Source organism: Thermomonospora curvata DSM 43183, from assembly GCF_000024385.1.
Taxonomy (GTDB): domain Bacteria; phylum Actinomycetota; class Actinomycetes; order Streptosporangiales; family Streptosporangiaceae; genus Thermomonospora; species Thermomonospora curvata.
In genome coordinates this window covers 2,093,292-2,116,109 of sequence record NC_013510.1, presented here as the reverse complement: position 1 = coordinate 2,116,109, position 22,818 = coordinate 2,093,292, and the positions used below count along the sequence as shown (strand labels likewise).

The window sequence follows — 22,818 nt, the reverse complement described above, 5'->3', positions numbered from 1 at the left end:
CGGGCACGGCCCGTCCCGCCCGATCGCCGGGCCGGGCGCCGTGCCGCACCGGCCGCGGGGCCTTCGGGGTGAATCGCGTCCCACGCTTTGCCGTCCGCACCCCGCAGGATGCGGACGGCAAAGCAGATCACCGGGCCCGTCGCGCCGGCGGATCAGGTCCAGCCGCCGTGAGCGGCGGCGACCGTGCCGCTGCCGGAGTGCACCGCCATGGCGTGCTGCACCAGCACGATCAGCGCCTGCTTGGTGGACTCCCGGCTGCGGGCGTCCACCTTCACGATCGGCACCTCCGGCCCGATCGTCAGCGCCTCGCGGATCTCCTCGGCGGTGTGCGGGAACTCCCCGTGGAAGCCGTTGACGCCCACGATGTAGGGCAGCCCCGACTCCTCGAAGTAGTCCAGCGCCGCAAAGCAGTCCGACAGCCGCCGGGTGTCGACCAGCACCACCGCGCCGATCGCCCCGCGCACCAGGTCGTCCCACATGAACCAGAACCGGTGCTGGCCGGGGGTGCCGAACAGGTAGAGGATCAGGTCGCTCTCCAGCGTGACCCGGCCGAAGTCCATCGCCACCGTGGTGGTGGTCTTGTCCGGCACCGCGGTCAGGTCGTCGACACCGGCGCTGGCGGCGGTCATCACCGCCTCGGTGGTCAGCGGCATGATCTCCGACACCGAGCCCACGAAGGTCGTCTTGCCGACCCCGAACCCTCCGCCGACCACAATCTTCACCGAGGTCATCGCAGGACCTTCGCCGTCGTGGGGGGGACGGCGAGGGTCAGAGCTTCCGTAGACCACTTAGGACCCTTTCCAGCAAGCGGAGATCGGGCTGCGCGTCGGCCGGACGCGACTGGTGCAGCCGCAGCAGCCCTTCGTGTGCCATGTCGGCGATGAGAACGCGGGTGACCCCCAGCGGCAGGCGGAGCAGGGCCGACACCTCCGCCACCGACCGCCAGGAGCGACACAGGTCGACGATCGCCCGGTACTCCGGTGTCAGCGTGCTCACATCGCGCGGCGGATAGGGCGCCGCCGACACCAAGGCCTCGATCGCCAGGTCATAGCGCGGCCGGGTACGTCCCCCGGTCACGGTGTACGGGCGGACGAGGGAGCGCCGGTCGCCGGGGGCCGGGTCCTCGGTTCCCCAGCCGGGGGCGCCGGGCTGCTCGGGCCCGCCCGGCCTGCCGCGACCGGGGCCTCCCGGTCCGGCACCGAAATGCTGCCTGCCGTGGTCCACCACGGTGCCTTCCGTCCAGAGCCTCGATGAGCTTCGGTCAGGGGGTCACTCGGTGTTTTCAGCGGGGCGGGCCGGCGCCCAGTTCGGTGCGCAGCGCCGGGGTCAGCACCCGGCCCACCCGTTCCACCAGCAAGGTCATCTCATAGGCGACCAGACCGAGGTCGCAGTCCGGCGCGGCGAGCACCGCGAAGACCGCCCCGTCGCGGATGGACATCACAAACAGCAGTCCCCGCTCCATCTCGACCACGGTCTGGCTCACGCCGCCGGCGTCGAAGATCTGGGCCGCCCCCTGGGTCAGGCTGGTCAGCCCGGAGGCGATCGCCGACAGCTGGTCGGCGCGCTCGGGCGGGAACCCCTCCGAGTACGCCAGCGGAAGCCCGTCGGAGGAGACCACGACGGCGTGCGCGGCCTTTGGAACGCGGTCCACGAAATTCGTGACCAGCCAGTTGAGATCCTGCCGGCTCACGCGGATTCTCCCCTTTCTGTGTCCCCTTGCGCCTGCCTGGCGCCGCCGGTGTCCGGCGGGACGATCTCATCCGAAGCACCGGCCTGGCCGAGCCCCGAGCGGGCCTCCGATCGGCCGCGGTGCACACCACGTTGCAGGCTAGCGAAGCGATCACGCATCCGGTCGGCGGACTGATTCGGCCCGATATGGGTCGGCCGGGAGACCGGCTGCTGGCTCACCGCTCCGGGCACCCGGTTGCGGCCGGGCACCCGCTTGGGCAGCCCCGCCTTGGTCACCCCGCCCGAGGCGGGCTGCCGGACGACCTGCGCGGCCTGCCAGCCGGCGTCGCCGGGAGACTTCCAGCTCTGGCCGCCGGACCCGCCGGAGCGACGCTGGAACCACTCCGACTCCATCGCATCGAAGATCGGCGAGCGTCCGCCCGTCTCCACCGGACGCGTCTCCTCGCCGTTCCCCCAGGAGACCGTGCGTTCGGAGCCGGAAGCGCCCGACGGCGATCCGGAGAGGACATCGTCGCCCGGGCCGGTCGCCGACGCGGGCGGTGAGCCGGCGGCGCCGTCCCGGCCGGGCGAGGGGAAGCCGGGCAGGCGGGCGGCGAGGGTGGGCTGTCCGAGAGGCTGAGGGGTATCCGACACGATGGGCTGTGGTCCCGTCTGGTCTGCCGGCGGCCGGCGCGGACCGCCCGAGCCGGTGACGGGCAGCGGGCCGGTCTCACGCTCGGGCACCGAGGGCTGGGCGCCGGTGTTTCCGGTGGAGGAGGGGGTGCGAGGCGGCGGCACGGCCCCATCGCCGACGGTCGGCAGCGGGCCGGAGTCGCGCAGGGTGGGCTGGGGTCCGGTGCCGCGTCCGTCGCGGCGGCCCAGCGGCGAGGACGGCCGCCCGCCCACGGCGGGCAGCGGGCCGGTGCCGGAGGAGGAGGAGGAGGCCACTCCGGCGGCCACCGGGGTCGGCGTCCAGGCCGTGCTGGTCACCGGCTGGTCGACGGCCGGGTCGGGGCTCAGCGGCGCGTCCTGGCCGGTGGACTCCTCGTCGTGGGCGATGGCCGAGGACGGCAGCAGCACGAACGCGGTGATCCCGCCCGACAGCGCGGGCCGCAGCTCGACCCGGATGTTGTGGCGCATCGCCAGCCGGCCGACCACGAACAGTCCCATGCGGCGGGCCGCGGAGAAGTCGATGACCGGCGGGTTGGCCAGCCGCCAGTTGGCCTGCTCCAGGTCCTCGGGGGAGATCCCGACGCCGTTGTCGGTGATCTGCAGCATCGCCCCGCCGCCGGACAGCAGGTGCCCGGAGACGGTGACCTTGGTGTGCTGCGGGGAGAAGACGGTGGCGTTCTCCACCAGCTCGGCCACCAGGTGGACCAGGTCGTTGACCACCTGGCCGGTGACCGACACATCGCTTTGCACCCGCAGGGTGACCCGCTCGTACTGCTCGACCTCCGACAGCGAGGCCCGCACGATGTCGATCAGCGGCACCGGCTGGTTCCACCGCCGCACCTGCTCCTGGCCGCCCAGAACCAGCAGGTTCTCGCAGTTGCGGCGCATGCGGGTGGCCAGGTGGTCCAGCTGGAACAGGTTGGCCAGCTGCTCGGAGTCCTGCTCGTTCTGCTCCAGTTCGTCGATCAGGCGCAGCTGGCGCTCGATGAGCGACTGCATGCGCCGGGAGAGGTTGACGAACATGGCGTTGATGTTGCCGCGCAGCACCGCCTCGTCGGCCGCCAGCCGCACCGCCTCGCGGTGGACCTCGTCGAAGGCGCGGGCCACCTGGCCGATCTCGTCGGTGCTGTCGATGTCGATCGGCTCGACCTCGATGCCGCCGGCCGCCGCCTGCGGGTCGCGCAGCCGCTCCACCAGGCCGGGCAGGCGGGTGCCGGCCACCTCCAGGGCGCTGTCGCGCAGCCGCCGCAGCGGGCGCACCAGGGAGCGGGCCATGATCGAGGTGATCAGCAGCACCAGCAGCACGATCACGGCGGTGATGGCCCCGTCGATGAGGGCCGAGGTCTGCGCGGAGCTCTTTTCGTCGCCGGCCCGCTTCAGCAGCTCCTCGCCGAGGTTGCGTTCGGCGGTGCGCATCTGGTCGACCATCGCGGTCATCGAGGCGGTCAGCGTCTCGATGGCCTCCGCGGTGCGCAGCGAGCGCGGCAGCCGGCCGCCGGTGGCGTTGGCCGAGGCGATGGCCTGCTGCCGGATGACCCGGGCCCGGTCGATCTGGGGGCCGACCACGGTGTCTTCGAACATCTGCCGCTGCGGCAGGGTGGCCGTCTGCAGGAAGGCGTTCAGCTCGCTGTTCTCCCGGTCGCGGGAGGCCTCCAGCGCGGCCAGCTCCTCGACGCTGAGCCGGCCCTGGACGGCGCCGATGGTCAGCAGGGCGCGCTGCCGGGAGACCTGCTCCTTGGCGCGGGAGAGGGCGGCCATCGCCCGGGTCGTCTCGGCCAGCTGCTCGTCGGCCACGCCCTGGGCGACGCCGTCCAGCACACCGATCAGCTCGTTGATGACCTCGGAGTACTTCTCCACCACGACCAGGGCGGGCGCCCTGCTCTGGGTGGCGGTGGAGCGCAGCGAGCCGATGGTGTCGAGGCGGTTGAGCACGCTGCGGGCGTCGCGCACCGCCTCGGCGGAGAAGGAGTCGTCGATGCCGAGGGCGACCTGGCGGACCTGGTCGGCGGCGGCGTCGGTCTTGCGGTACTGCGCCTGGAGTTCATCGGCCCCCCTTCCGGAGCGGCCGGCGCTGATGTATCCGGCGGCCATGTCACGCTCGGCGGCGAACTCCTGGGCGAACGCGGCGATGCCGTTGCCCAGCCGCGCCATCCGTTCCACCCGCCCGTAGGCGTCGGCGCTGACGGTGGACTCGGTGATGCGCAGCCCGCCGAGCACCGTGGCCGCGGCGGTCGGGATCAGGACCAGGACGACCAGCCGCTGCGCCACTCGCCAGTTGCGCAGGCGCAACCGGGCGCCGCGCCATGACGGTGACGATGGTTCCGACTGCGCCCCAGCACCCCCGAGCCGAGGAAGGTCGCGACCTGTCTCGCTTGGTTGCATCCGGTTTTTACACCCTCTCGGTCCATGCCGCATCGGCAGAAGAGGGACCACCCCGGGGTAGTGGGCGGGGTAGTAGGTGCAGCGTCATTCTGCCTCCGGCGCTGCACATTGGAGCACATTGCAGCGAGGGCCGCAAAGGTTGCTCGAAGCTTAGCGGGACACCCTTGCCGTAGAAAACTCTTCCTGCCCGAATGTCCGATTATTTGAATTCAATCGATCACGATCCGTGAGCGGTGTGCGCCACAGTGTCGACACGTTGCGTAGCAAAACAATCACGGAAGCATTACTTAAGAGGTGATACAACGGCAAAGACGGTGTTGCATTCCAAATGGACCGCGACAAACCGTGGTGTCAGAGCACAACGGGGCGGCTTGCCGCGCCCGGCCCCAAGGCGGCGGGCCGGGGCCGGGGACCGGGAATCGGCGACGCCTCGCCCAGGCGGTGCGGCATGGGTGAGACTTGCCACACCAACGGAAGCAGCCCGCCGCCGCGACATCCGCTTCAATGAACTAACGCTTACTTGGCAGCGGTATCGTCGGTCAAGCACCGAAGCGGCCGCCGTACCCTGCCTGATGATCACAGGATCGTCACCCGTCCGCAGAACGCCCCGCGCAAGGCGCCGAGTGCGCTACTCTCCACGCTGCCGACGATGCCCGCAGCCCGGCCGCCGCACCCGTCCGGCAGTCAAGGGTGCGCAGTCAAGGACGCCTGTGCACCGCAGTGCTCCGGCGAGCGGCCGCGGCCCGGATTACCCGGTGGAGATATGAGCGCGCAGAAATCCGCACACTGTTTCAATGCGCCTGACGCCGGGAGCGATTCCGGCGGTCCGGCGGGCGTCTCCCGCAGGTGATCGGGCTCCTCGGGAGGATGAAGACGGCGGTGGAGCGAAGAAGAGAAAAATCACAGCATCGACACCGCCCGCGGCCGGCGGCGTCCCGGCGCCGCCTGCAGCGCGCCGGCAGCGCTCTATTCACTCATCGTCAAGTGCGGAATACAGGCGCTCCCCGGCGCCGACCGACACGGCGGACATCGGTGTGCCATCCTCATAGGGCACTCCCGTGGCATGCCGCCCCTGACTCCGGGATGGTTTCCCTTGCTTGAGATCAAAGATCTGACGCACGCCTATGCCGACGGCCATGTGGCCATCAAGGACGTGAATCTGTCCGTGGCCGACGGTGAGCTGGTCAGCATCGTAGGCCCATCCGGCTGCGGCAAGTCCACCCTGCTGCGCTGCATCGCCGGGCTCATCCGCCCCACCCAGGGCCATGTGATCCTGGACGGCAAGCCGACCGAGGGGATCCCCGACAACCTGGCCGTGGTCTTCCAGGACTACAGCCGTTCGCTGTTCCCCTGGCTGACGGTGCGCGACAACGTGGCGCTGCCGCTGAAGCGGCGCGGCATGTCCCGGGCCGAGCGGCGGGAGGCGGCGATGGAGGCGCTGGAGGCGGTCGGGCTGGCCGCCGCCGCCGGCAAGTTCCCCTGGCAGCTGTCGGGCGGCATGCAGCAGCGGGTGTCCATCGCCCGCGCCCTGGCCTACCGGCCCTCCCTGCTGCTGATGGACGAGCCGTTCGGGTCGGTCGACGCGCAGACCCGCGAGGACCTGGAGGATCTGACGCTGCGGGTGCGCGGCAGCGACGGCATGACGATCCTGCTGGTCACCCACGACATCGACGAGAGCGTGTACGTGGGCGACCGGGTCGTGGTGCTGGGCTCCTCCCCCGGCCACATCAAGGCGGACCTGCGCATCGACCTGCCCGCGCCGCGCGAGCAGATCTCCACCCGCCAGCTGCCGGAATTCGTCCGCCTGCGCGCCGAGGTCGGCCGCCTGGTGCGCGGCACCGAGCAGCCGACGGCCGCCACCGCCTGACCGGCGTTCAGCGCAGCGGGATCGTCACCTCGTCCTCGCACGGCGGCCGGCTCTCCTGCTCGCCGCAGCCGCTCACCCCATAGCAGCGGATCGTCAGCGTGTCGGCGGTGACGTCCACCCGCAGGAAGTTCTTGAAGAACGGCGGGGTGTCCCAGTCGGCGAACTCCGAGCGGAAGCGCTGCGGCAGTTTGCGCACCGGCAGCCGCAGCGGCCCGCGCCGCGGCCGGTGCCCGCGCGGCACGCCCAGCAGCGCCGCCACCAGGCGGGCGCGCGCCGAGGGCCGCAGCGTCCCGCCGCTTTTGCGGACGGTGCCGGTGCCCAGCCGGTGGGCGACCGCCACGGCCGCCTCCTGGGGCTCCAACGCCAGCCATTTCATGCGCAGCCAGCGGGCGTACAGCCTGCTGTAGCGCGACAGGGAGTCGCCGCGCAGCGGGTAGCAGCGGAAGTCGTCCTCATCGACCACGGTGGTCTTGGGGATGGTGTGCGTGGCGTGCATGAACGCCCCGCCTCCCCCGGAGACCAGGTACTCGATGGTGCGGCCGTCCTCCAGCGTCCTGCTGTAGCGCTGATAGTTGTGAATGTCGCCGCCGATCACCGCGACGTAGCGGTGCGCGGGGTCGGTGACGATGTCGGCGACGGTGGCCTGCTCGCCCTCGATCGGGCCGGGTTCGATCCGGTCGTCGACGATCAGCGGCTTGCCGGTCAGCAGCAGCTTGGGTTTGGGGCCGGCGGAGACCTCGCGCAGCCAGGCCGCCTGGTCGCGGTCGATGCTTCCGGTGATGCCGGTGTCGATGCCGATGATGCGCAGGGACGGGGCGTCGATCGCCCAGTAGGGGCCGGGCTGGAGGGCGCGCTGGGAGCGGGTGCCCCGCCAGCGTTCCCGGGCCACCGCCAGCTCCCCGTCGTCGATCGGGGCGGGGTCGCGCCACAGCAGCCTGGCCAGCGGGCCGAGCGGCCCCCGCCAGCGCGGCTCATGCGCCCCCTCCAGGCCGCAGAAGACCCGCATGAACCCGCGCAGCCCGTCGTACCAGTCGTGGTTGCCGGGGATGGCGTAGATCGGCGCCGGATAGTCGGCATAGGGGCGGAAGAACTTGGCCTCGTAGTCGGCGGCCTCTCCGCCCGGGTAGATGACGTCGCTGCAGATCACCATGAAGTCGGTGTCGGCGCCCACCGCCAGCATGGGGGGCACGACGGCGTACTGCGAGCGGTCGCCTTCCCCGGTGTCGCCCAGCAGCAGGAAGGAGAACTCCTCGCTCGTCTTGCGCATGACGAACGAGGAGCCGGGGTCGCGTTCGCGCAGCGCCGCCACCCATGCGCGGCGCATGGCGTTGGACGGGTCGCCGAAGACCTTGGCCACCCAGTCGTTGCGCGAGCGCCACAGCACTCCCGGATGCCGCCAGGAGAATCGCCGCATCCGGTCGGCGGGCGGCATGCGTTCCAGGAAGCTGCCCGGACTGCCGCACTCCCAGCCCGCCCCGGCCTCCGAGACCCGCGAACTGTCCGGGGCCGGCGAGCCACCGGGGACGCTGGGGGACGGCGGAAGCTGGTCATCGGCAACCACGGTTCTCCTTCGGACGGCGGGCGGTCACCGTCACCTTCCCGGCAACCTCCCGCCGGGTCAACCGCTTCAGCGCAGACCGTACGCTTCGCCGCCGATGTCCGTTTCTTTCGGGCCGTCTTTCCGCTCGCGCCGGCCGGGCCGCCGCCGCGCGCACGGCTTCAGGCGCCGGTGGCGAAGGCCCTGCCGGTGGGCTTTTCCCCACGTGGGGGCCGAGACGGGGCCCGGGCGGCCTCCGAGGTCATGACGTTGCAGGTCACGGCGCCGTTCCCGGCCGCGGTGACTCGGTCTCGACCTGCGGGAGCGGCGTGTTGAAGAAAGCCCGGTGCCCGAACCGGCGCCGTTCCGGGACGCCGCATCGCCGCCGACCTGCGATGTGCTCGCCTCGGCCTGAGGGAACGGCGTGCGGAAAGAGTTCAGTACCCAGGGCCGAACGGCCGCGGCGGTTCTATGTGGGCGCCGCCGGGCCGCCGCTCGTACTCGCCGGTCGTGGGGAAGCGTCCGCCGGGCGGCTCCTGGGGCGGGGCGGGCTGCTCGGGGGGCAGGTGCCGTGGCGGCGCCGGGCGCTCGGGAGGCGCCTGGTGTCCCCGCGGCAGGTAACGGCCCTGGTCGTAGGGCTCGTGGTGGCCCCGCCGCCCGTGCGGGGCCTCGGGCTCGGGGCCGGGCTGGGGCCGGTGCTGGGCGGGGGGCTGCCGGTGCGTCCCCGGCCGGTAGGCCGGCGGGTCGTGATCGCCGCCGCGGTGCGCGCCGGGCCGCCGCTGGGGTCCGGTCGAGCGGCCCTGGTGACCGCCCCGGGCGGGGCCGGGGTGCGGGGGCGGCGGGACGGGCGGACGGGCGGGCTGCCGGTGGGGCCGCCCTTGCTGGGGCGGCGGGGCGGGAGCCCCCGGCGGGACCGGTGTGGACAGGCTTTTGAGGGCGTGCAGCGCCTGGGTGGTGGGCCCCGGCTCGCGATCGTCGCGGGAATCGCCGGGCTCGGGCGCATCGTGCGGGGGCGGCGCGGACCGTGCCTCGGCCGCCGGCGGCGGCAGGTACTGGGTCTCGGCGGCAGCAGGTTCGGGGCGCTCGGGCGGCTGCCGCCGCTGCGGGCCGCCGGAGGCGTCGGGACGGGCCTCGGCGGAGGCGTGGCGCCGTCCCCGGGGCTGGGGCGCGGGCATGCCCTGCGACAGCGACTCCATGAAGGCCGGGATGTCGCGGGCCGACAGCCGGAAGGTGCCGCTGCAGACGCCGCCGTTCCAGATGCTGATCACCATGACCTGGGCATCGGGATGCCAGCTCAGCCGCAGCGCACGGTCCTCGCCCCGGGCGTCGAAGAAGACCTCCCCGGCCCGGGGCAGCGGGTTCGCGCCAGACATGGCGCCCATAGTGTCCATGGCCCCGGGCTGTTGTCCAGGGCGGGAACCCCTGGCAGTGACCTTGTTCACCGCCGTTCACCGCCGCCGTTCACCCGGCGGCCTCCCGGCGCCGGTCCGCCGGCGGGGCCAGCACCCGCAGCGCCCCGGGCATGACCTCGGCGGTGACCGGAAGGGTTCCGGGCAATTCCCCATCGGCCCCATAGCGCAGCGGCCGGCCGTCCGGTGCGATCTGCTCGATGCGCACCCGGCGGCCGCGCAGCACCTCCACCTGGGGGCGGCGGACGTGCCGTCCCTCCGGCAGCTCCCGCATCACCTGGAAGAACAGCAGCCGGGACGAGCGATTGAGGATGACCACATCCAGCAGCCCGTCGTCGACCCGGGCGTGCGGGGCGATGCGGCGGCCGTGGCCGTAGTAGCCGGAGTTGGCCGCCACCACGGTGAAGCCGTGCCGTTCGTGCGTCACGCCGTCGACGGTGATGCGGTAGCCGACCGGCCGCCAGGCCGCCACCGCGCGCAGCGCGCCGACGTAGTAGGGGGCCGACCCGCCCAGGAGCCGCGAGCGGTTGGCGTAGTGGTTGGCCAGGGCGTCCACCCCGGTGTAGACGCTGCCGAGCACGGGCACGCCGTTGGCCGCGATGGCGTCCACCGCCTGCGGCCGTCCGGTCAGCAGCAGGCGGGCCAGCTCGGCCGGGTCGGTGGGCAGCCCCAGCTGGCGGGCGAAGTCGTTGCCGCGCCCGGCCGGGACGATGCCCAAGGTCGCCGAGGTGCCGGCGAGCGCGCCGCCCACGGCGCCGGCCATGCCGTCGCCGCCGACCGCCAGCGCCACCCGCCCCTGCTCGGCGGCCGCCCGCGCCAGCTCGGCGGCGTGCCGCAGGCCGTCGCTGTAGGCGATGTCGACCTCGGCGCCGCCCTCGCGCAGCAGCCTGGTCAGGCGCAGCAGCGCCGCGGACGGGCCCTTCCCGGGCCCGCCCGCCGAGGGGTTCACTATGGCGGTGAAGGAGCGGTCGCCGGTCACGGTCACCTCGCGGGGGGCAGCAGGACTCCGGGGTTGAGGATGCCGGCGGGGTCGAGGCGTTCCTTGACCGCGCGCAGCACGTCCACGGCCAGCGGCCCGACCTCGGCGGCGTACCAGTCCCTGTGGTCGGTGCCCACGCCGTGGTGGTGGCTGATCGTGCCGCCGGCCGCGATGATCGCGTCGCAGGCGGCGCGCTTGGCCCGCGTCCAGTGCGCCACCGCGTCGTCGCCCTGGGCGGAGACGACGGTGAAGTACAGCGAGGCGCCCGCCGGGTAGACGTGGGAGATGTGGCACATGACCACCGGTGGCGTGCCCGCGGCGGTGAGGGTGTCGGTCAGCGCCGTCCGGACGGCGGCATAAAGCTCGGGGATCTGCGACCAGAACGTGGCCGTCTCCAGCGTCTCGGCGAACGCGCCCACCTCTAGCAGCGCGTCCCGCAGGTAGGGGGCGTTGAAACGGCCGTGCTCCCAGCTTTCGCCCGGTTCCGGCCCCAGCTCCTGCCCGCCGGCATCGGCCAGGACGCCCGCGGCCGCCTCCCGCCGCCGGGCCACCTCGGCGGCCTCGCCTTCGAACCCGGCGATGACCAGGCAGCCGGAGTCGCCGCCGGTGCCTATCCGGTCGGGCCTGGCCAGGCCGATCATCGTCTCGGTCTCGTCCGACAGGCGCAGCACGGTGGGCAGCGGGCCGTCTTGGGCCAGGCGCCGCAGCGCCGCCGTGCCCGCCTCGAAGGTGGGGAAACGCCAGCCCTCGTAGACGGCGGTCTCGGGCGCCGGGTGCACCCGCACGGTGACGGAGGTGATCACGCCGAAGGTCCCCTCGGAGCCCAGCACGAGCTGGCGCAGGTCCGGTCCGGCCGCCGAGCGCGGGGCGCGGCCCAGCCGCAGGGTGCCCTGCGGGGTCGCCACGGTGAGGGCGAGCACCATCTCATCGAAGCGCCCGTACCCGGCCGACGCCTGCCCGCTGGAGCGGGCCGCGGCGAATCCGCCGATCGAGGCCCACTCATAGGACTGCGGGAAATGCCCCAAGGTGAAGCCTTTTTCGCGCAGCAGCGCCTCGGCGCGGGGGGCGCGCAGCCCGGGCTGGAGGGTGGCGGTGCGCGAGACGGGGTCCACTTCGACCAGGGCGTCCAGCCGGCGCAGGTCCAGGGCGATGACCCCGGTGAAGTCCGCCGCCCGGGGGGCCAGGCCGCCCACCACCGAGGTGCCGCCGCCGAAGGGGACGACCGCGATCCGCCGCTCGGTGCAGATCCGCAGCACCTGCAGCACCTCCTCGTGGGAGGCGGGCAGCACCACCGCGTCGGGGGCGTCGGCGGCGTCCCCGGCGCGGATGCGCAGCAGGTCGGGCGTGGACTTGCCGCGGGTGTGCCGGATGCGGCTTTCGGCGTCGGCGCGCACGTGCGCGTCGCCGACGGCGTGGGCCAGTTCGGTGAGCGCCTCCCCCGGCAGCCGCGGCGCTCCCAACCGGACCTTGCCCATCGGGATCGACGGCGTGTGCGGGGTGCGGACGCCGAGCAGATCGTGCAGCAGCGCGGCCACCGGCTGCGGCAGCGGCGCCGCCCGGGCCGGGTCGCCCCAGCCGTTCCAGGCCATCTCCTGAGGCTCCACCGTGCTCCTCCCCTCTAGGTGCTTACACTGTGACATATGACGTCCAAACGTCACAAGCAGACCGACGACGATGCGGTGCTGGACGCGGCCCGCGAATGCGTGCTGGCGGTCGGGGTGCGGCGGACCACGCTGACCGACATCGCCCGCCGCGCCGGGGTCTCCCGGATGACGCTCTACCGCCGCTGGCCCGACGTCCGCTCGATCGTCGCGGACCTGATGACCCGCGAGTGGACCGCGCTGGCCGCCGAGATCTCCGCCGCCGGCCGCGACGCGTCCGGCCCGGCCCGCCGCGCGCTGGTGGACAACCTGGTCGAGGGGGTCAGGGCGCTGCGCGACCACCCGCTGCTGCGCAAGATCGTGGACGTCGATCCCGAGCTGCTGCTCCCCTACGTGCTGCACCGGCAGGGCGCCAGCCAGCGGGCGTTCTGCCGGATCCTGGAGGAGGCCGTGCGGGCCGGGCACGCCGACGGCTCGATCCGGCGCGGCGACCCGGTCCGGCAGGCCCGCGCGCTGCTGCTGATCGCCCAGTCGTTCGCGCTGTCGGCGCCGATCGTGACCGACGCCGAGCACACCGCCGGCGACTTCGACGCCGAGCTGCGCGAAATCCTGGAAAGGGCGCTCAGGCCGTGAGCCCCGTCCCATCGAACGCCCGCCGGCGGGATGCGTCCCCTCCGGCGGAACCGCCCACGCAAGGGAGATCCCGGTCATGACCCCTGTGGCCTCGTCCTCGCTGAACGCCCGGCGCCGGGCGCGGGAACTGCAGGCGCTGCCCGATGAGGTGGTGGACGTGCTGGTCGTGGGGCTGGGCGCCACCGGGGCCGGTGCGGCGCTGGATGCGGCCTCCCGCGGGCTTTCGGTGGCCGCGATCGACGCCCACGACCTGGCCTTCGGCACCTCCCGGTGGAGCTCGAAGCTGATCCACGGCGGGCTGCGCTACCTGGCCTCCGGGCAGTTGGACGTGGCGCACGAGAGCGCGCGGGAGCGGGGGGCGCTGATGATGCGCATCGCCCCGCACCTGGTGCGCGCCGCGCCGTTCGTGCTGCCGCTGACGCCGGCCGTCTCCCGGCCCCAGGCGGCGCTGGTGCGCGCGGGACTGGCGGCCGGGGACGCGCTGCGGCTGGCGGCGGGCACGCCCCGCTCCCTGCTGCCCGGCCCCCGCCGGCTGCCGGCCCGGCGGACGCTGCGGCTGGCGCCGGTGCTGCGGGACGAGGGGCTGCGCGGCGGGCTGCTGTCGTGGGACGGGCGGCTGGCCGACGACGCCCGGCTGGTGGTCGCGCTGGCCCGGACCGCCGCGGCCTACGGCGCCCGCGTCCTGACCCGGGTCCGGGCGCTGCGGCTGAGCGCCGGCGGCGCCCTGGCGCGCGATGAGCTGACCGGGCGGGAACTGCAGATCCGCGCCCGCGCGGTGATCAACGCGACCGGGGTGTGGGCGGGCGAGCTGGCCGAGGGGGTGCGCCTGCGGCCCTCGCGCGGCACCCATCTGGTGCTGGGCGCGCACTCGCTGGGCGGGCTGCGCTGCGGGCTGCACATCCCGATCCCCGGTGAGCTCAACCGGTTCGTGCTGGTCATCCCGCAAGACGACGGGCGGGTCTACGTGGGGCTGACCGATGAGCCGGCCGACGGGCCGATCCCGGACGTGCCGCAGCCCACCGAGGTGGAGATCGGGTTCTTGCTGGACGTGCTGGGCGGGGTGCTGCGCGCACCGGTGCGCCGCGCCGATGTGCTGGGGGCGTTCGCCGGGCTGCGTCCGCTGCTGGACGACGGGCGGGGCCGCACCGCCGACATCTCCCGGCGGCACGCGGTGCTCACCGGCCCCGACAAGGTGATCACGGTGGTGGGGGGCAAGCTCACCACCTACCGGCGCATGGCGCAGGACGCGGTGGACGCGGCGGTGGCCGCCTGCGGCCTGCCCGCCGGCCCGTGCCGCACCGCGCATCTTCCGCTGGTGGGCGCCGCCCCGCGCTCCCGCCTGGAATCCCTCATCTCCCCGCGGGTGCCGGCCTGGCTGGTGCGGCGCTACGGCACCGAGGCCCCCGCGGTGGCGGCCCTGGCCCGCCGGGACCCCTCGCTGGCCGAGCCGGTGGTGCCCGGGCTGCCGGTGCTGGGGGCGGAACTGGCCTGGGCGGTGCGGCACGAGGGCGCGTTGGAGGCCGCCGACCTGCTGGACCGGCGCAGCCGGATCGGGCTGGTGCCCGAGGACCGTCAAGCCGCACTCCCGCTGGCGGAGCGTTTGATCGCGGCGGGCGGGGAACACGAGGGCTGAAACCGGCGACCCGCACCCCCGCGCCCCCGGCCCGCATGATCCCTGTTAGGTTAGGGATACCTAATACTGTCGGGGGCGTCAGCCGCCGGGACGAGCAGGAGAGACGGGGGCCGTGTCGCGCACCAGCCATTGCGACCACTGCGTGGGCAGTCACACCGGCGAGCGCTCCTGCCTGGCCACGGCGACCGCCACGGCGCGCAGCTGGCTGCTGATCGAGCATCCCGGCCCCTGGCCGGAGCGGATCGAGCAGCTGACCGGCCCCGCTCCCCTGGTGGCGGTGATCGAGCGGGCCGCCCGCGCGGGAGTGCGCCCCCAGCTCATCCGCAGGCCGGGCCGCGGCCGCCGGCCCACCCCGCCCTTGCAGGTCTACCTGGGCGGCTCCCTGGGCGGCCCGGTGTGGCTGGAGGGGCGCACCCTCGGCGACCACCGTGAGCTGGAGGAGCTGGACGAGGGCGTGCTGGCCGAGGTCGCCGCCGGGCGCCGGCCCCGCTTCGGGGAGCCGGTCGCCGGTCCGGCCGGCGCGCCCGGGAAGCCGCTGCTGCTGGTGTGCACGCACGGCAAGCGCAACGCCTGCTGCGCCCGGTACGGGGCTCCGCTGGCCAGGGAGCTGGCGGCGCGTTTCGGGGACCTGGTCTGGGAAACGACGCACGTCGGCGGTGACCGCTACGCGGCGAATCTGGTATGCCTTCCCCACGGTCTGTACTACGGCGACCTCGGCGCGGCCGAGGCGGCATCGGCCGTGGAGTCCTATCTGCGCGGCGAAGTCGCCTTGGAGAGACTGCGCGGGCGGGCCGGGCTGCCGGCGCCGGCGCAAGCCGCGGAACATCATGTGCGCGTTCTGACCGGCGTGCTCGGGGTGGACTCGGTTTCCGTGGAGTCCCTGACCGGGACATCTCCGTACGAAGCGGTCATCGATGTTGCCGGCGCGCGTTACCTGGTGACCGTCGAAGAGACAGAACCAGTACACGACTGCGAGCCCGGTTGTCAGGAGAACGTAAGATCTTACGTTGTTAGAGGGATCACCCTTCTCAACCGGGCAGCCCTCGTGTAATCTCCTACAGGCCCCATTTCACAGGGCTTCCCGCCGCGCGACTCCAGGACTCCTTCCGCAAACAGGACCCGGGGGAACAGAGCGGCACCTCTCAGACGTTGGACCTTTCGGCGCTTCCGCAAAAGCTGCACGTAGAGCGTCCATGTCCGAAATTTGCTCAGCAACCAACCAAGGTGGGTGTTCCATGGCTCAGGTACGTCGTCAGGCAAACCTCCCTCGTCCCAGCTGGGGCTGGCAGGACGCCGCGGCGTGCCGGGGGGAGGACCTCGTGCTCTTCTTCGGGCCTGACGGCGAGCGTCAGCCCGAGCGCGAGATCCGTGAGCGCAAGGCAAAGCAGATCTGCATGGGCTGTCCCGTTCGCACGGAGTGCCTCGACTACGCGGTCTCCCGGCCCGAGAAGTACGGCACGTGGGGCGGGCTGAACGAGGACGAGCGCGCCTCCGAGCGCCGTCGCCGGATGCGCCGCGCCAACGCCGCCTGAAAGCGGTATACGCGTCCGGCCAGACGCTCTAGGCGTGCGTTCAAAGCACATGCGCCACGCACCTCCGGTGCGCCACTCCCAACGTTACGGCCCCGCTCGCCGGGGCCGTTTGCGTTGCCCGCACGGGCTTGGCGGGGCGGGTGTTTTCACGCATCTTTCATACCGGCTCGACATCGCTTCGCGGGCACGCCTGCGGGAGTAAAGCATGCGCGCATAAGATCTCATACCCCGTTGCGGGCGAGATCATGCACGCTTCTGCTGTGCAAAACCCCAAACGCACCGTCGTTCACAGATGAGACCCCACACTCATGACTCTCATGCGACGAACGCGTGCGGCCGCATACTTAAGGCCCACATAAGCCCATGCGTCCGCCGTGCCCCGCGCTCTCGCGGGGCACGGCGGACGCTCACTCGGGAAGGCGCCCGGTTTCTCGGAAATAGAGCGCCATCGATTCGCACATAAAGGATTATTCCGACAAATGTTCGCGGAACCATTGGGCGGTCAGCCGGCCGACCTCCTCCAAAGCACCGGGTTCCTCGAACAGGTGGCCGGCGCCCGGCACCACGACCAGCCGGTGCCCGGCGGCCGGCCCGCCCATCGCCTCCAGCGCCTGCTCGTTGAGTGCCAGCACCTGCCGGTCCTGACCGCCGACCACGAACAAGGTGGGGCTGCGGACCTCGGCCAGGTCGGGCCCGGCCAGATCGGGCCTGCCGCCGCGGGAGACCACGGCCGCCACGTCCCCGGGCCGGCGGGCGGCGGCCACCAGCGCCGCGGCGGCTCCGGTGCTGGCGCCGAACAGGCCCACCGAGGGCGGGGCCGGGCCGGCCCGCAGCCAGGCCACCACCCGGCCCAGCCGGCCGGCCAGCAGGCCGATGTCGAAACGCAGCCGGGCGGTCCGCGCGTCCATCTCCCCCTCTTCGGGAGTGAGCAGATCGAACAGCAGCGTCCCAAAGCCCTGCTCGTTCAAGAACGCCGCCACCCGGCGGTTGCGCGGGCTGTGCCGGCTGCTGCCGCTGCCGTGCGCGAAGACCACCACGGCCCGCCCGCCGGGCGGCTCGACCAGATCGCCTTCCAAACTCGCGGTCCCGGCCGGTATCCGCAGCGTCGTCACGGTCGCCTCCCCTTCGCCAGCAGGGCGTTGACGTCCGCGTCGGTGAGCTGGTCGAAACGCCGGTACCACTGGCCCACCGCATGGAAGGCCGCCGGCGCGGCGCACACCACCACCTCGTCGGCCTCCTCCCGCAGCGCCCGGACGGTCTCGGGGGCGCCGACCGGGACCGCCAGCAGCAGCCGGGCCGGAGTGCGCGCCCGCACCGCCCGCAGCGCCGCCCGCGCGGTGCCGCCGGTGGCCAGCCCGTCGTCCACGACGACCACCGCACGCCCGGCGGGGTCGGGCAGCGGGCGCCCGCCCCGGTAGGCCCGCACCCGGCGGTCCAGTTCGGCGCGTTCGGCCGCCACCGTCGCCGCCAGGTCCTCCTCGGTCAGCCCGAGCCGTTCCAGCAGCCGGTGGTCGAACACCGGCTCGCCGCCCTCGGCGATGGCGCCGACCCCCAGCTCCGGCTGCAGCGGGTACCCGATCTTGCGGGTGACCAGCACCTCCAGCTCGGCCGGCCGGTCGGGCCGGCCCAGCCGCGCGGCCACTTCGACCGCCACCGGAACCCCGCCGCGCGGCAGCGCCAGCACCAGCGGGTCGGTCAGGTCGTAGGGCACCAGGAGCTCGCCGAGCATCCGCCCGGCCTCCGCCCGGTCCGCGAACGGCAGCCGGACGTGCACGGTGCCGGCGCCGCCGCTCGTCGTGAAGACCATCGCGATCACCTCTGCGGCCTCATCGCCCTTACCCGGATCGCCGCTCTTTGGGCCCCTACCCCGCCTGCCACCGCCAATCCGCCGGAAGCCGGCCGGCGGGGAAAAGACGCCGGGAAAAGACACGGCGTCATCTGCGCCGGTGGCGTCCGACCTCATGAGCGTCGCCGCCGTGGACCTTGGCGTGGGCCCCGGTGGCGCGCAGCAGGCCGCGGTGGGGTCTGGCGTGGTGGGCCACGGGCTTGCTCCCCGCCAGTTGCGCGCCCGCCAGGTGCGCGCCCGGCGGGGACCGGTCCGCCCGGCGCCACAGCCGGCTGGGCCACCAGGCCCGCCGTCCCAGATCACCGACCAGCGCGGGAACCAGCAGAGAGCGCACCACCAGCGTGTCGAGCAGCACGCCGAAGGCCACGATGAAGGCGATCTGGGCCATGAACGTCAGCGGGATGACGACCAGCGCGGTGAAGGTGGCCGCCAGCACCACCCCCGCGGAGGTGATCACCCCGCCGGTGGTGGTCAGCCCGCGCCGCACGCCCTGCCGGGTGCCGTGCGCGGCGGTCTCCTCGCGGACCCGCGACATCAGGAAGATGTTGTAGTCGACGCCCAGCGCGACCAGGAAGACGAACCCGTAGAGCACGAGCGCCGGCTCGGTGCCGTCCAGTCCCAGCAGGTGCGCAAAGACCAGCGCCGCCACGCCCAAGGTGGCCAGGAAGTTCAGCACCACGGTCGCCACGAGCAGCAGCGGGATCGGCAGCGAGCGCAGCAGGGCGATGAGGATCACCGTGACGATCGCCAGCACCACGGGGATGATGACCCGCCGGTCGCGGTCGGCGGTGACCTGGGTGTCGTAGCGCTGCGCGGTGTACCCGCCGACCAGCGCGTCGGCGCCGGGGACGGCGTGCAGCCGCTGCCGCAGCAGCCGGACGGTGCGCTCGGCGGCGGCGCTGTCGGCCTCATCGCGCAGCGTCACATCGATGCGCACCCGCCCGTCCACCACCAGCGGCTCGCCCGTGCCGGACGGGCCGGGCGGCCCGGGGCGCGTCAGCGGGGTCACCGCGGCGATCCCCGGGGTGCGCTGCGCGGCGGCGATGACCGCATCGGCCCGGTCGGCGTCGGCGATGACCACGGCGGGGTTGCCGAAACCGGCGGGAAAGTGCTCGGCGAGCGCCCGCTGGGCGGCCACCGCCGAGGTGTCGTCGACGAACGTCTCGGTGAGCGGGGTGCTGCGCACCACCAAGGTCGGGGCGAAGGCGGCCAGCGCGGCCAGCAGCAGCGCGGTGCCCAGCCACACCCGCCGGGGCGCCCGGTCCACCACGGCGGCGACCTTGCGCCAGAACGCGTTCCGCCCGCCCGGTTTGGGCTTGGAGGGCCAGTAGGCGGCCCGGCCCAGCAGCGCCAGCGCACCCGGCAGAAAGGTCAGCGCGCTCAGCAACGCGCAGCCGATGCCGATCGCCCCGACCGGGCCGAGGGCGCGGTTGTTGGTCAGGTCGCTCAGCAGCAGGGCCAGCAGGCCCAGCGCCACGGTGGCGGCGCTGGCGACGATCGGCGCCCAGGAACGGCGCAGCGCGGCCGCCGCCGCGGCCACCCGGTCGCGATGGGCGGTGCGGTCGGCCAGTTCCTCCCGGAAGCGGGCGCTCAGCAGCAGCGCGTAGTCGGTGGCCGCGCCGATCACGAGGATGAACAGGATGCCCTGCACCTGGCCGTCGACGCGCACCACGTCCCGGTCGGCCAGCGCGTAGGCGATCGCGCCGGCCAGGGCCAGCGCGGAGACCGCCCCGAGAATGATCACGAAGGGCAGCAGCAGGCTGCGGTAGACCAGCAGCAGGATCAGCAGGACCGCGCCGACCGCCACCCCCAGCAGCACCCCGTCGATGCCGGCGAACGCCTCCGCGAAGCCGGCCTGGATCGCGGCCGGTCCGCCGACCCGCGCCGTCATGCCCTCGACCCGTTCGGCGGCGCGGGTGATGCGCTCCACCGTGGGCGGCAGCTCATCCCCCAGCCCGGGTTCGAGCTGGACGACTCCGGCCAGCGCCCGCCCGTCCGAGGAGGTCAGCACCGATCCGTCCCCGGCCTCGCCCACCACCCCGGGTGTGCCGTTGAGGGAGGTGAGCGCCGCGACCGCCTGCTTGCGCTGCGCTTCGGTGGCGCGTCCGCGATCGGCGGTCCACACCACGATCGCCGGGAAGGTCTCGGTCTGCTGGAACTTCTTCTGCTCTTCCAGCGCCCGGGTGGATTCGGCGCTCTGCGGCAGGAACGCCGCCTGGTCGTTGGTGGAGACCTGCGAGAGCTTGCCGGCGTACGGTCCCAGCGCCCCGCCGACGGCCAGCCAGGCCAACACGATCAAGACGGGCGGCAGCCGGCGGACCGCTCGCGGTAGGCCCTGCATCGCCACCCCCGGGCAAGCCGTCGTGACCTGGCATCACCGAACCCTTTTCACCACGGGGTCCCCGGGCGCCGGCCCGCATGCGATGCCCCGTCCCGCAGGAACGACGTGGTGAAGAAGGCCCACTCACCCGAGGAGGGCGCCCGGGCGGCCCGGACGCGCCGTGCGGGCGTCCTGCCGCGGCAGGCGGCTCCGCGCCTCGGTCACCGGGCGGCCCGCACCCGATGCGCACCCGGCGCAGGCAGGTGTTCCCAGCGGACCGGCCGCCGAACATCCACGCCGGGTCAGGGCCGGGTCAACGGCCGGGCCCGGTCAGCCGGCCGTGCCGGTCAGCCAGCGCAGCGGGTTGTCGTGCAGGATCGTGCGCAGCGCGGCCTCATCGACCCCGGCGGCGCGCAGCGCGGGCACGAAAACATCCATCAGGTAGCCGTAGCCGCTGCCGCCATAGCGCTTGATCTGCGTCATCCGGGAGATTCCGGTGCTCAGCAGCACCCGGTCGCCGTGCCCGGCCTCCAGCAGCTCCAGCACGTGGCGGACGCGGGCGCCCAGGGCGGCGGCGTCCTGGCCGGCCAGGCCCAGCGAGCCGAAGGAGACGTAGGCGCCCATCTCGGCGATCTTGCGGTGGGCCCCGGCGTCGTCCACCAGGTCCAGCTGCCCGACCGCCACCCGCTCGGCCGGCAGCCCGGCCGAGGTGAGGATCTCCAGCAGCGTCAGCCCGGCCCGCCCATAGGTGGCCACCGACAGCCCCGATTCCAGGCCGGCGCGGGCCGCCGCGCGCAGGCAGCGCTCCTCGGCCGTGGTGGGGACGGCGCCCCAGGAGCCGATCTCGCCGATCACGCCGGGCAGCGAGCTGGTGCCGTCCATCCCGAACTCGATCTCGGTCATGATCCGCTCGGTGAGCAGGTCCTCGTCGGCCGTGCCCACGAACTGGGGGTGGAAGGGCTCGGTGAAGAACCCGGTGCCGGCCACCACCGCCACGCGGGTGCCGGCGCTGATCCGCGACAGCATCGCGGCGTTGCGGCCCATGCCCTGGCAGGTCAGATCGACGACCAGGGACAGCTCGTGCTCGGCGCGCAGCCCGCTCAGCTCGGCGGTGACCGCCTGCTCTTCGTCCAGCCAGCGGCGGGGGTCGGAGGGGACCGCGGCGAGCCCGCGCTGGGGCCAGCGCAGGTCGAGTTGCAGATGCTCGTGAGGAAGCACGGTTCCGGTGACGGCGTGCACCGGGACGCTTCCGGTCACGGTGCGCAGCAGACCGGGCTGCGAGCGAGACGTCATGTGCAACGAGATTACGTCATGTTTGCCCTAATCAGAGCGGTTATGGGAGTGGAATTTACCTATCCGTCACTCCGGGCGGCCCGGGCGGCGGCGGTGGCGGCGGACGGCCACATCCGGTCGATCTCGGCGTTGAGCATCGCCCCGATCAGCACCGCGAGGGCGGTCACATACAGCCAGGCCATGACGGCGATGGGGGCGCCCAGCGAGCCGTGGACCGACACTCCCGACAGCGATCCGGCCAAGTAGACCCGCAGGGCGACGCTGCCCAGGATCCAGATCGCCAGCGCCAGCACCGCCCCCGGCACCGTGCGCAGCCAGGAGGTCCGCACCGGCACGCTCATGTGGTACAGCGTGGCCAGGAACATGATCGACAAGGTGACGACGACCGGCCAGTACAGCAGCCGCACGAACGCCTCGCCCACCGGCAGCGCCTGGCGCACCAGGGCGGGCCCGGCCACCAGCAGCGGGATCACCACGACCGCCACGGCCAGCCCGATCAGGTACAGCGTGAACGCCCGCAGCCGGGTGCGGATCACCCCGCGCAGCCCGGACAGTCCGTAGGCGATGGTGATGGTGTCCACATAGACGTTGGTGGCCCGCGATCCCGCCCACAGCGACAGCAGGAAGCTGACGGAGATGAGGTCCACCCCGCCGCCCCGGATGACCTCGTCGATCAGCGGGGTGACCACGTCGTCCACCGCCGGTCCGGCGAGGATCTTGTGCGCCTGCCGGATCAGCCAGGCCCGGATGTCGGCGACCGTCTCCCCCGCCAGCGCGCCCCGCAGGTGCCCCATGGTGCTGATCAGCCCGATGACCAGCGGCGGCAGCGACAGCAGCGCAAAGAACGCCGCCTCGGCCGCCAGTCCCGTCACCCGGTGGCGGAATCCGGCCACGGCGGTGCCCTTGACCAGCCGCCAGGCGATCGTTCGCCGGGGCGTGCGCGTGGCATTCGTGTCCCCCACGGACGGGCCATCCCCCGCAGGAGGATCCTCTCCCCTGCGCCGGCCGCCCGGCGGGGAGGGAACATCCGGGACGGGTGCGGTGTCCGGGGGCCGGCTTCGGCGGCGGGGACCGGTCATGCCCGCCCGCCGCAGCGCATCCGCAACCCGCGAACGGGCGGGCCGGGGGTTTGCGACCTCCACGCCGGCACCTTCATCACTCTCCGTGTGACTGAATTCACACTCGCGGACCGGTGCCGGTGTCAGCCGTCCACCGGGTGAGAGATCCGTCATGCCGCCGCTCATGCCGGCTATGACGCTCCGCGGCGGCGAAACGACGGAGATCACCGGGGCCTGGGCGGCGCGTCCCGCCCGTCGGGGCCCGCGCCGGGGCCGAGACGGCGGGGCATGGTGCGAAGCACTCCCCGGAGTGGGTGAAAATGATGCCGTGATCTGCCATTCCTGTCGGGAGCGACGCCACGAGGAGTGCCGTGGCGGTTCGTGGTGC

The 22,818-nt window shown here is 73.3% G+C and carries 18 protein-coding genes; 5 read left to right on the top strand and 13 right to left on the bottom strand.

The window, feature by feature from the left end:
- Positions 1-152: 152 nt before the first annotated feature.
- The 4 genes from TCUR_RS08930 to TCUR_RS08915 are packed head-to-tail and all read right to left on the bottom strand — an operon-like array spanning position 153 to position 4,629.
- Positions 153-731, bottom strand: a complete 579-nt coding sequence (locus tag TCUR_RS08930; protein ID WP_012852164.1) for a GTP-binding protein — start codon at positions 729-731, stop codon at positions 153-155.
- A gap of 37 nt (positions 732-768) precedes the next feature.
- Positions 769-1,224 carry a DUF742 domain-containing protein gene (locus tag TCUR_RS08925; RefSeq protein WP_148232964.1) on the bottom strand — a complete coding sequence of 152 codons (456 nt, stop codon included), beginning with the start codon at positions 1,222-1,224 and terminating at the stop codon, positions 769-771.
- A gap of 58 nt (positions 1,225-1,282) precedes the next feature.
- Entirely contained in the window at positions 1,283-1,690 is a 408-nt protein-coding gene (locus TCUR_RS08920; protein WP_012852162.1) for a roadblock/LC7 domain-containing protein, read from the bottom strand.
- A complete protein-coding gene (locus TCUR_RS08915) occupies positions 1,687-4,629 on the bottom strand; it encodes a sensor histidine kinase (RefSeq protein ID WP_052305462.1) in 2,943 nt (980 codons plus the stop codon). The genes TCUR_RS08920 and TCUR_RS08915 overlap by 4 nt, the downstream gene beginning before the upstream one ends.
- A gap of 1,156 nt (positions 4,630-5,785) precedes the next feature.
- Here TCUR_RS08915 and TCUR_RS08910 point away from each other — a divergent pair.
- A complete protein-coding gene (locus TCUR_RS08910) occupies positions 5,786-6,589 on the top strand; it encodes an ABC transporter ATP-binding protein (RefSeq protein WP_012852160.1) in 804 nt (267 codons plus the stop codon).
- A gap of 7 nt (positions 6,590-6,596) precedes the next feature.
- Here TCUR_RS08910 and TCUR_RS08905 read toward each other — a convergent pair whose 3' ends face one another.
- The 4 genes from TCUR_RS08905 to TCUR_RS08890 all read right to left on the bottom strand — a co-directional run bounded on the left by TCUR_RS08905 (position 6,597) and on the right by TCUR_RS08890 (position 12,103).
- Positions 6,597-8,150, bottom strand: coding sequence for a metallophosphoesterase family protein (locus TCUR_RS08905; RefSeq protein ID WP_012852159.1), 1,554 nt, complete (start codon positions 8,148-8,150; stop codon positions 6,597-6,599).
- A 413-nt stretch (positions 8,151-8,563) separates the two neighbouring features.
- Positions 8,564-9,499 carry a hypothetical protein gene (locus TCUR_RS24830; protein WP_148232963.1) on the bottom strand — a complete coding sequence of 312 codons (936 nt, stop codon included), beginning with the start codon at positions 9,497-9,499 and terminating at the stop codon, positions 8,564-8,566.
- Positions 9,500-9,587: 88 nt separating this feature from the next.
- Complete coding sequence (locus TCUR_RS08895; protein WP_012852157.1) at positions 9,588-10,514, bottom strand: diacylglycerol kinase family protein; 927 nt, start codon at positions 10,512-10,514, stop codon at positions 9,588-9,590.
- A gap of 2 nt (positions 10,515-10,516) precedes the next feature.
- Positions 10,517-12,103: an FAD-binding oxidoreductase gene (locus TCUR_RS08890; RefSeq protein WP_012852156.1), complete on the bottom strand. Its 1,587-nt coding sequence runs from the start codon at positions 12,101-12,103 to the stop codon at positions 10,517-10,519.
- 51 nt (positions 12,104-12,154) lie between these two features.
- On the opposite strand from TCUR_RS08890, the gene TCUR_RS08885 reads away from it, so the two are divergent.
- The 4 genes from TCUR_RS08885 (at position 12,155) to TCUR_RS08870 (ending at position 15,913) form a co-directional block, all read left to right on the top strand.
- Positions 12,155-12,748, top strand: coding sequence for a TetR/AcrR family transcriptional regulator (locus tag TCUR_RS08885; protein WP_012852155.1), 594 nt, complete (start codon positions 12,155-12,157; stop codon positions 12,746-12,748).
- 76 nt (positions 12,749-12,824) lie between these two features.
- Positions 12,825-14,381, top strand: coding sequence for a glycerol-3-phosphate dehydrogenase/oxidase (locus TCUR_RS08880; protein ID WP_012852154.1), 1,557 nt, complete (start codon positions 12,825-12,827; stop codon positions 14,379-14,381).
- 112 nt (positions 14,382-14,493) lie between these two features.
- Positions 14,494-15,432, top strand: a complete 939-nt coding sequence (locus tag TCUR_RS08875; protein WP_012852153.1) for a ferredoxin family protein — start codon at positions 14,494-14,496, stop codon at positions 15,430-15,432.
- Positions 15,433-15,616: 184 nt separating this feature from the next.
- On the top strand, positions 15,617-15,913 hold the full coding sequence (locus TCUR_RS08870) for a WhiB family transcriptional regulator (protein WP_021600082.1): 297 nt from the start codon (positions 15,617-15,619) through the stop codon (positions 15,911-15,913).
- A gap of 467 nt (positions 15,914-16,380) precedes the next feature.
- Here the strand turns inward: TCUR_RS08870 and TCUR_RS08865 are convergent, their stop codons facing one another.
- The 5 genes from TCUR_RS08865 to TCUR_RS08845 all read right to left on the bottom strand — a co-directional run bounded on the left by TCUR_RS08865 (position 16,381) and on the right by TCUR_RS08845 (position 22,334).
- The gene (locus TCUR_RS08865) at positions 16,381-17,025 is read right to left on the bottom strand and encodes a dienelactone hydrolase family protein (RefSeq protein ID WP_012852151.1); all 645 of its coding nucleotides are present in this window, start codon (positions 17,023-17,025) and stop codon (positions 16,381-16,383) included.
- On the bottom strand, positions 17,022-17,720 hold the full coding sequence (locus TCUR_RS08860) for a phosphoribosyltransferase (protein ID WP_012852150.1): 699 nt from the start codon (positions 17,718-17,720) through the stop codon (positions 17,022-17,024). Before TCUR_RS08860 ends, TCUR_RS08865 begins: the two co-directional genes overlap by 4 nt.
- A gap of 127 nt (positions 17,721-17,847) precedes the next feature.
- Positions 17,848-20,052 carry an MMPL family transporter gene (locus tag TCUR_RS08855; protein ID WP_245537015.1) on the bottom strand — a complete coding sequence of 735 codons (2,205 nt, stop codon included), beginning with the start codon at positions 20,050-20,052 and terminating at the stop codon, positions 17,848-17,850.
- 357 nt (positions 20,053-20,409) lie between these two features.
- Positions 20,410-21,372, bottom strand: coding sequence for a phosphotriesterase family protein (locus TCUR_RS08850; protein WP_012852148.1), 963 nt, complete (start codon positions 21,370-21,372; stop codon positions 20,410-20,412).
- A 59-nt stretch (positions 21,373-21,431) separates the two neighbouring features.
- Positions 21,432-22,334 (bottom strand): YihY/virulence factor BrkB family protein, encoded by a 903-nt coding sequence (locus tag TCUR_RS08845; RefSeq protein WP_012852147.1) that lies wholly within the window; start codon positions 22,332-22,334, stop codon positions 21,432-21,434.
- Positions 22,335-22,818: the final 484 nt, after the last annotated feature.

Bases quoted from the DNA above. Each gene is read 5' to 3' on its own strand.
- TCUR_RS08880 (WP_012852154.1), top strand. From the start codon at position 12,825: ATGACCCCTGTGGCCTCGTCCTCGCTGAACGCCCGGCGCCGGGCGCGG.
- TCUR_RS08885 (WP_012852155.1), top strand. From the start codon at position 12,155: ATGACGTCCAAACGTCACAAGCAGACCGACGACGATGCGGTGCTGGAC.
- TCUR_RS08870 (WP_021600082.1), top strand. From the start codon at position 15,617: ATGGCTCAGGTACGTCGTCAGGCAAACCTCCCTCGTCCCAGCTGGGGC.
- TCUR_RS08860 (WP_012852150.1), bottom strand. From the start codon at position 17,720: ATGGTCTTCACGACGAGCGGCGGCGCCGGCACCGTGCACGTCCGGCTG.
- TCUR_RS24830 (WP_148232963.1), bottom strand. From the start codon at position 9,499: ATGTCTGGCGCGAACCCGCTGCCCCGGGCCGGGGAGGTCTTCTTCGAC.
- TCUR_RS08930 (WP_012852164.1), bottom strand. From the start codon at position 731: ATGACCTCGGTGAAGATTGTGGTCGGCGGAGGGTTCGGGGTCGGCAAG.
- TCUR_RS08910 (WP_012852160.1), top strand. From the start codon at position 5,786: ATGCCGCCCCTGACTCCGGGATGGTTTCCCTTGCTTGAGATCAAAGAT.
- TCUR_RS08850 (WP_012852148.1), bottom strand. From the start codon at position 21,372: ATGACGTCTCGCTCGCAGCCCGGTCTGCTGCGCACCGTGACCGGAAGC.
- TCUR_RS08890 (WP_012852156.1), bottom strand. From the start codon at position 12,103: ATGGCCTGGAACGGCTGGGGCGACCCGGCCCGGGCGGCGCCGCTGCCG.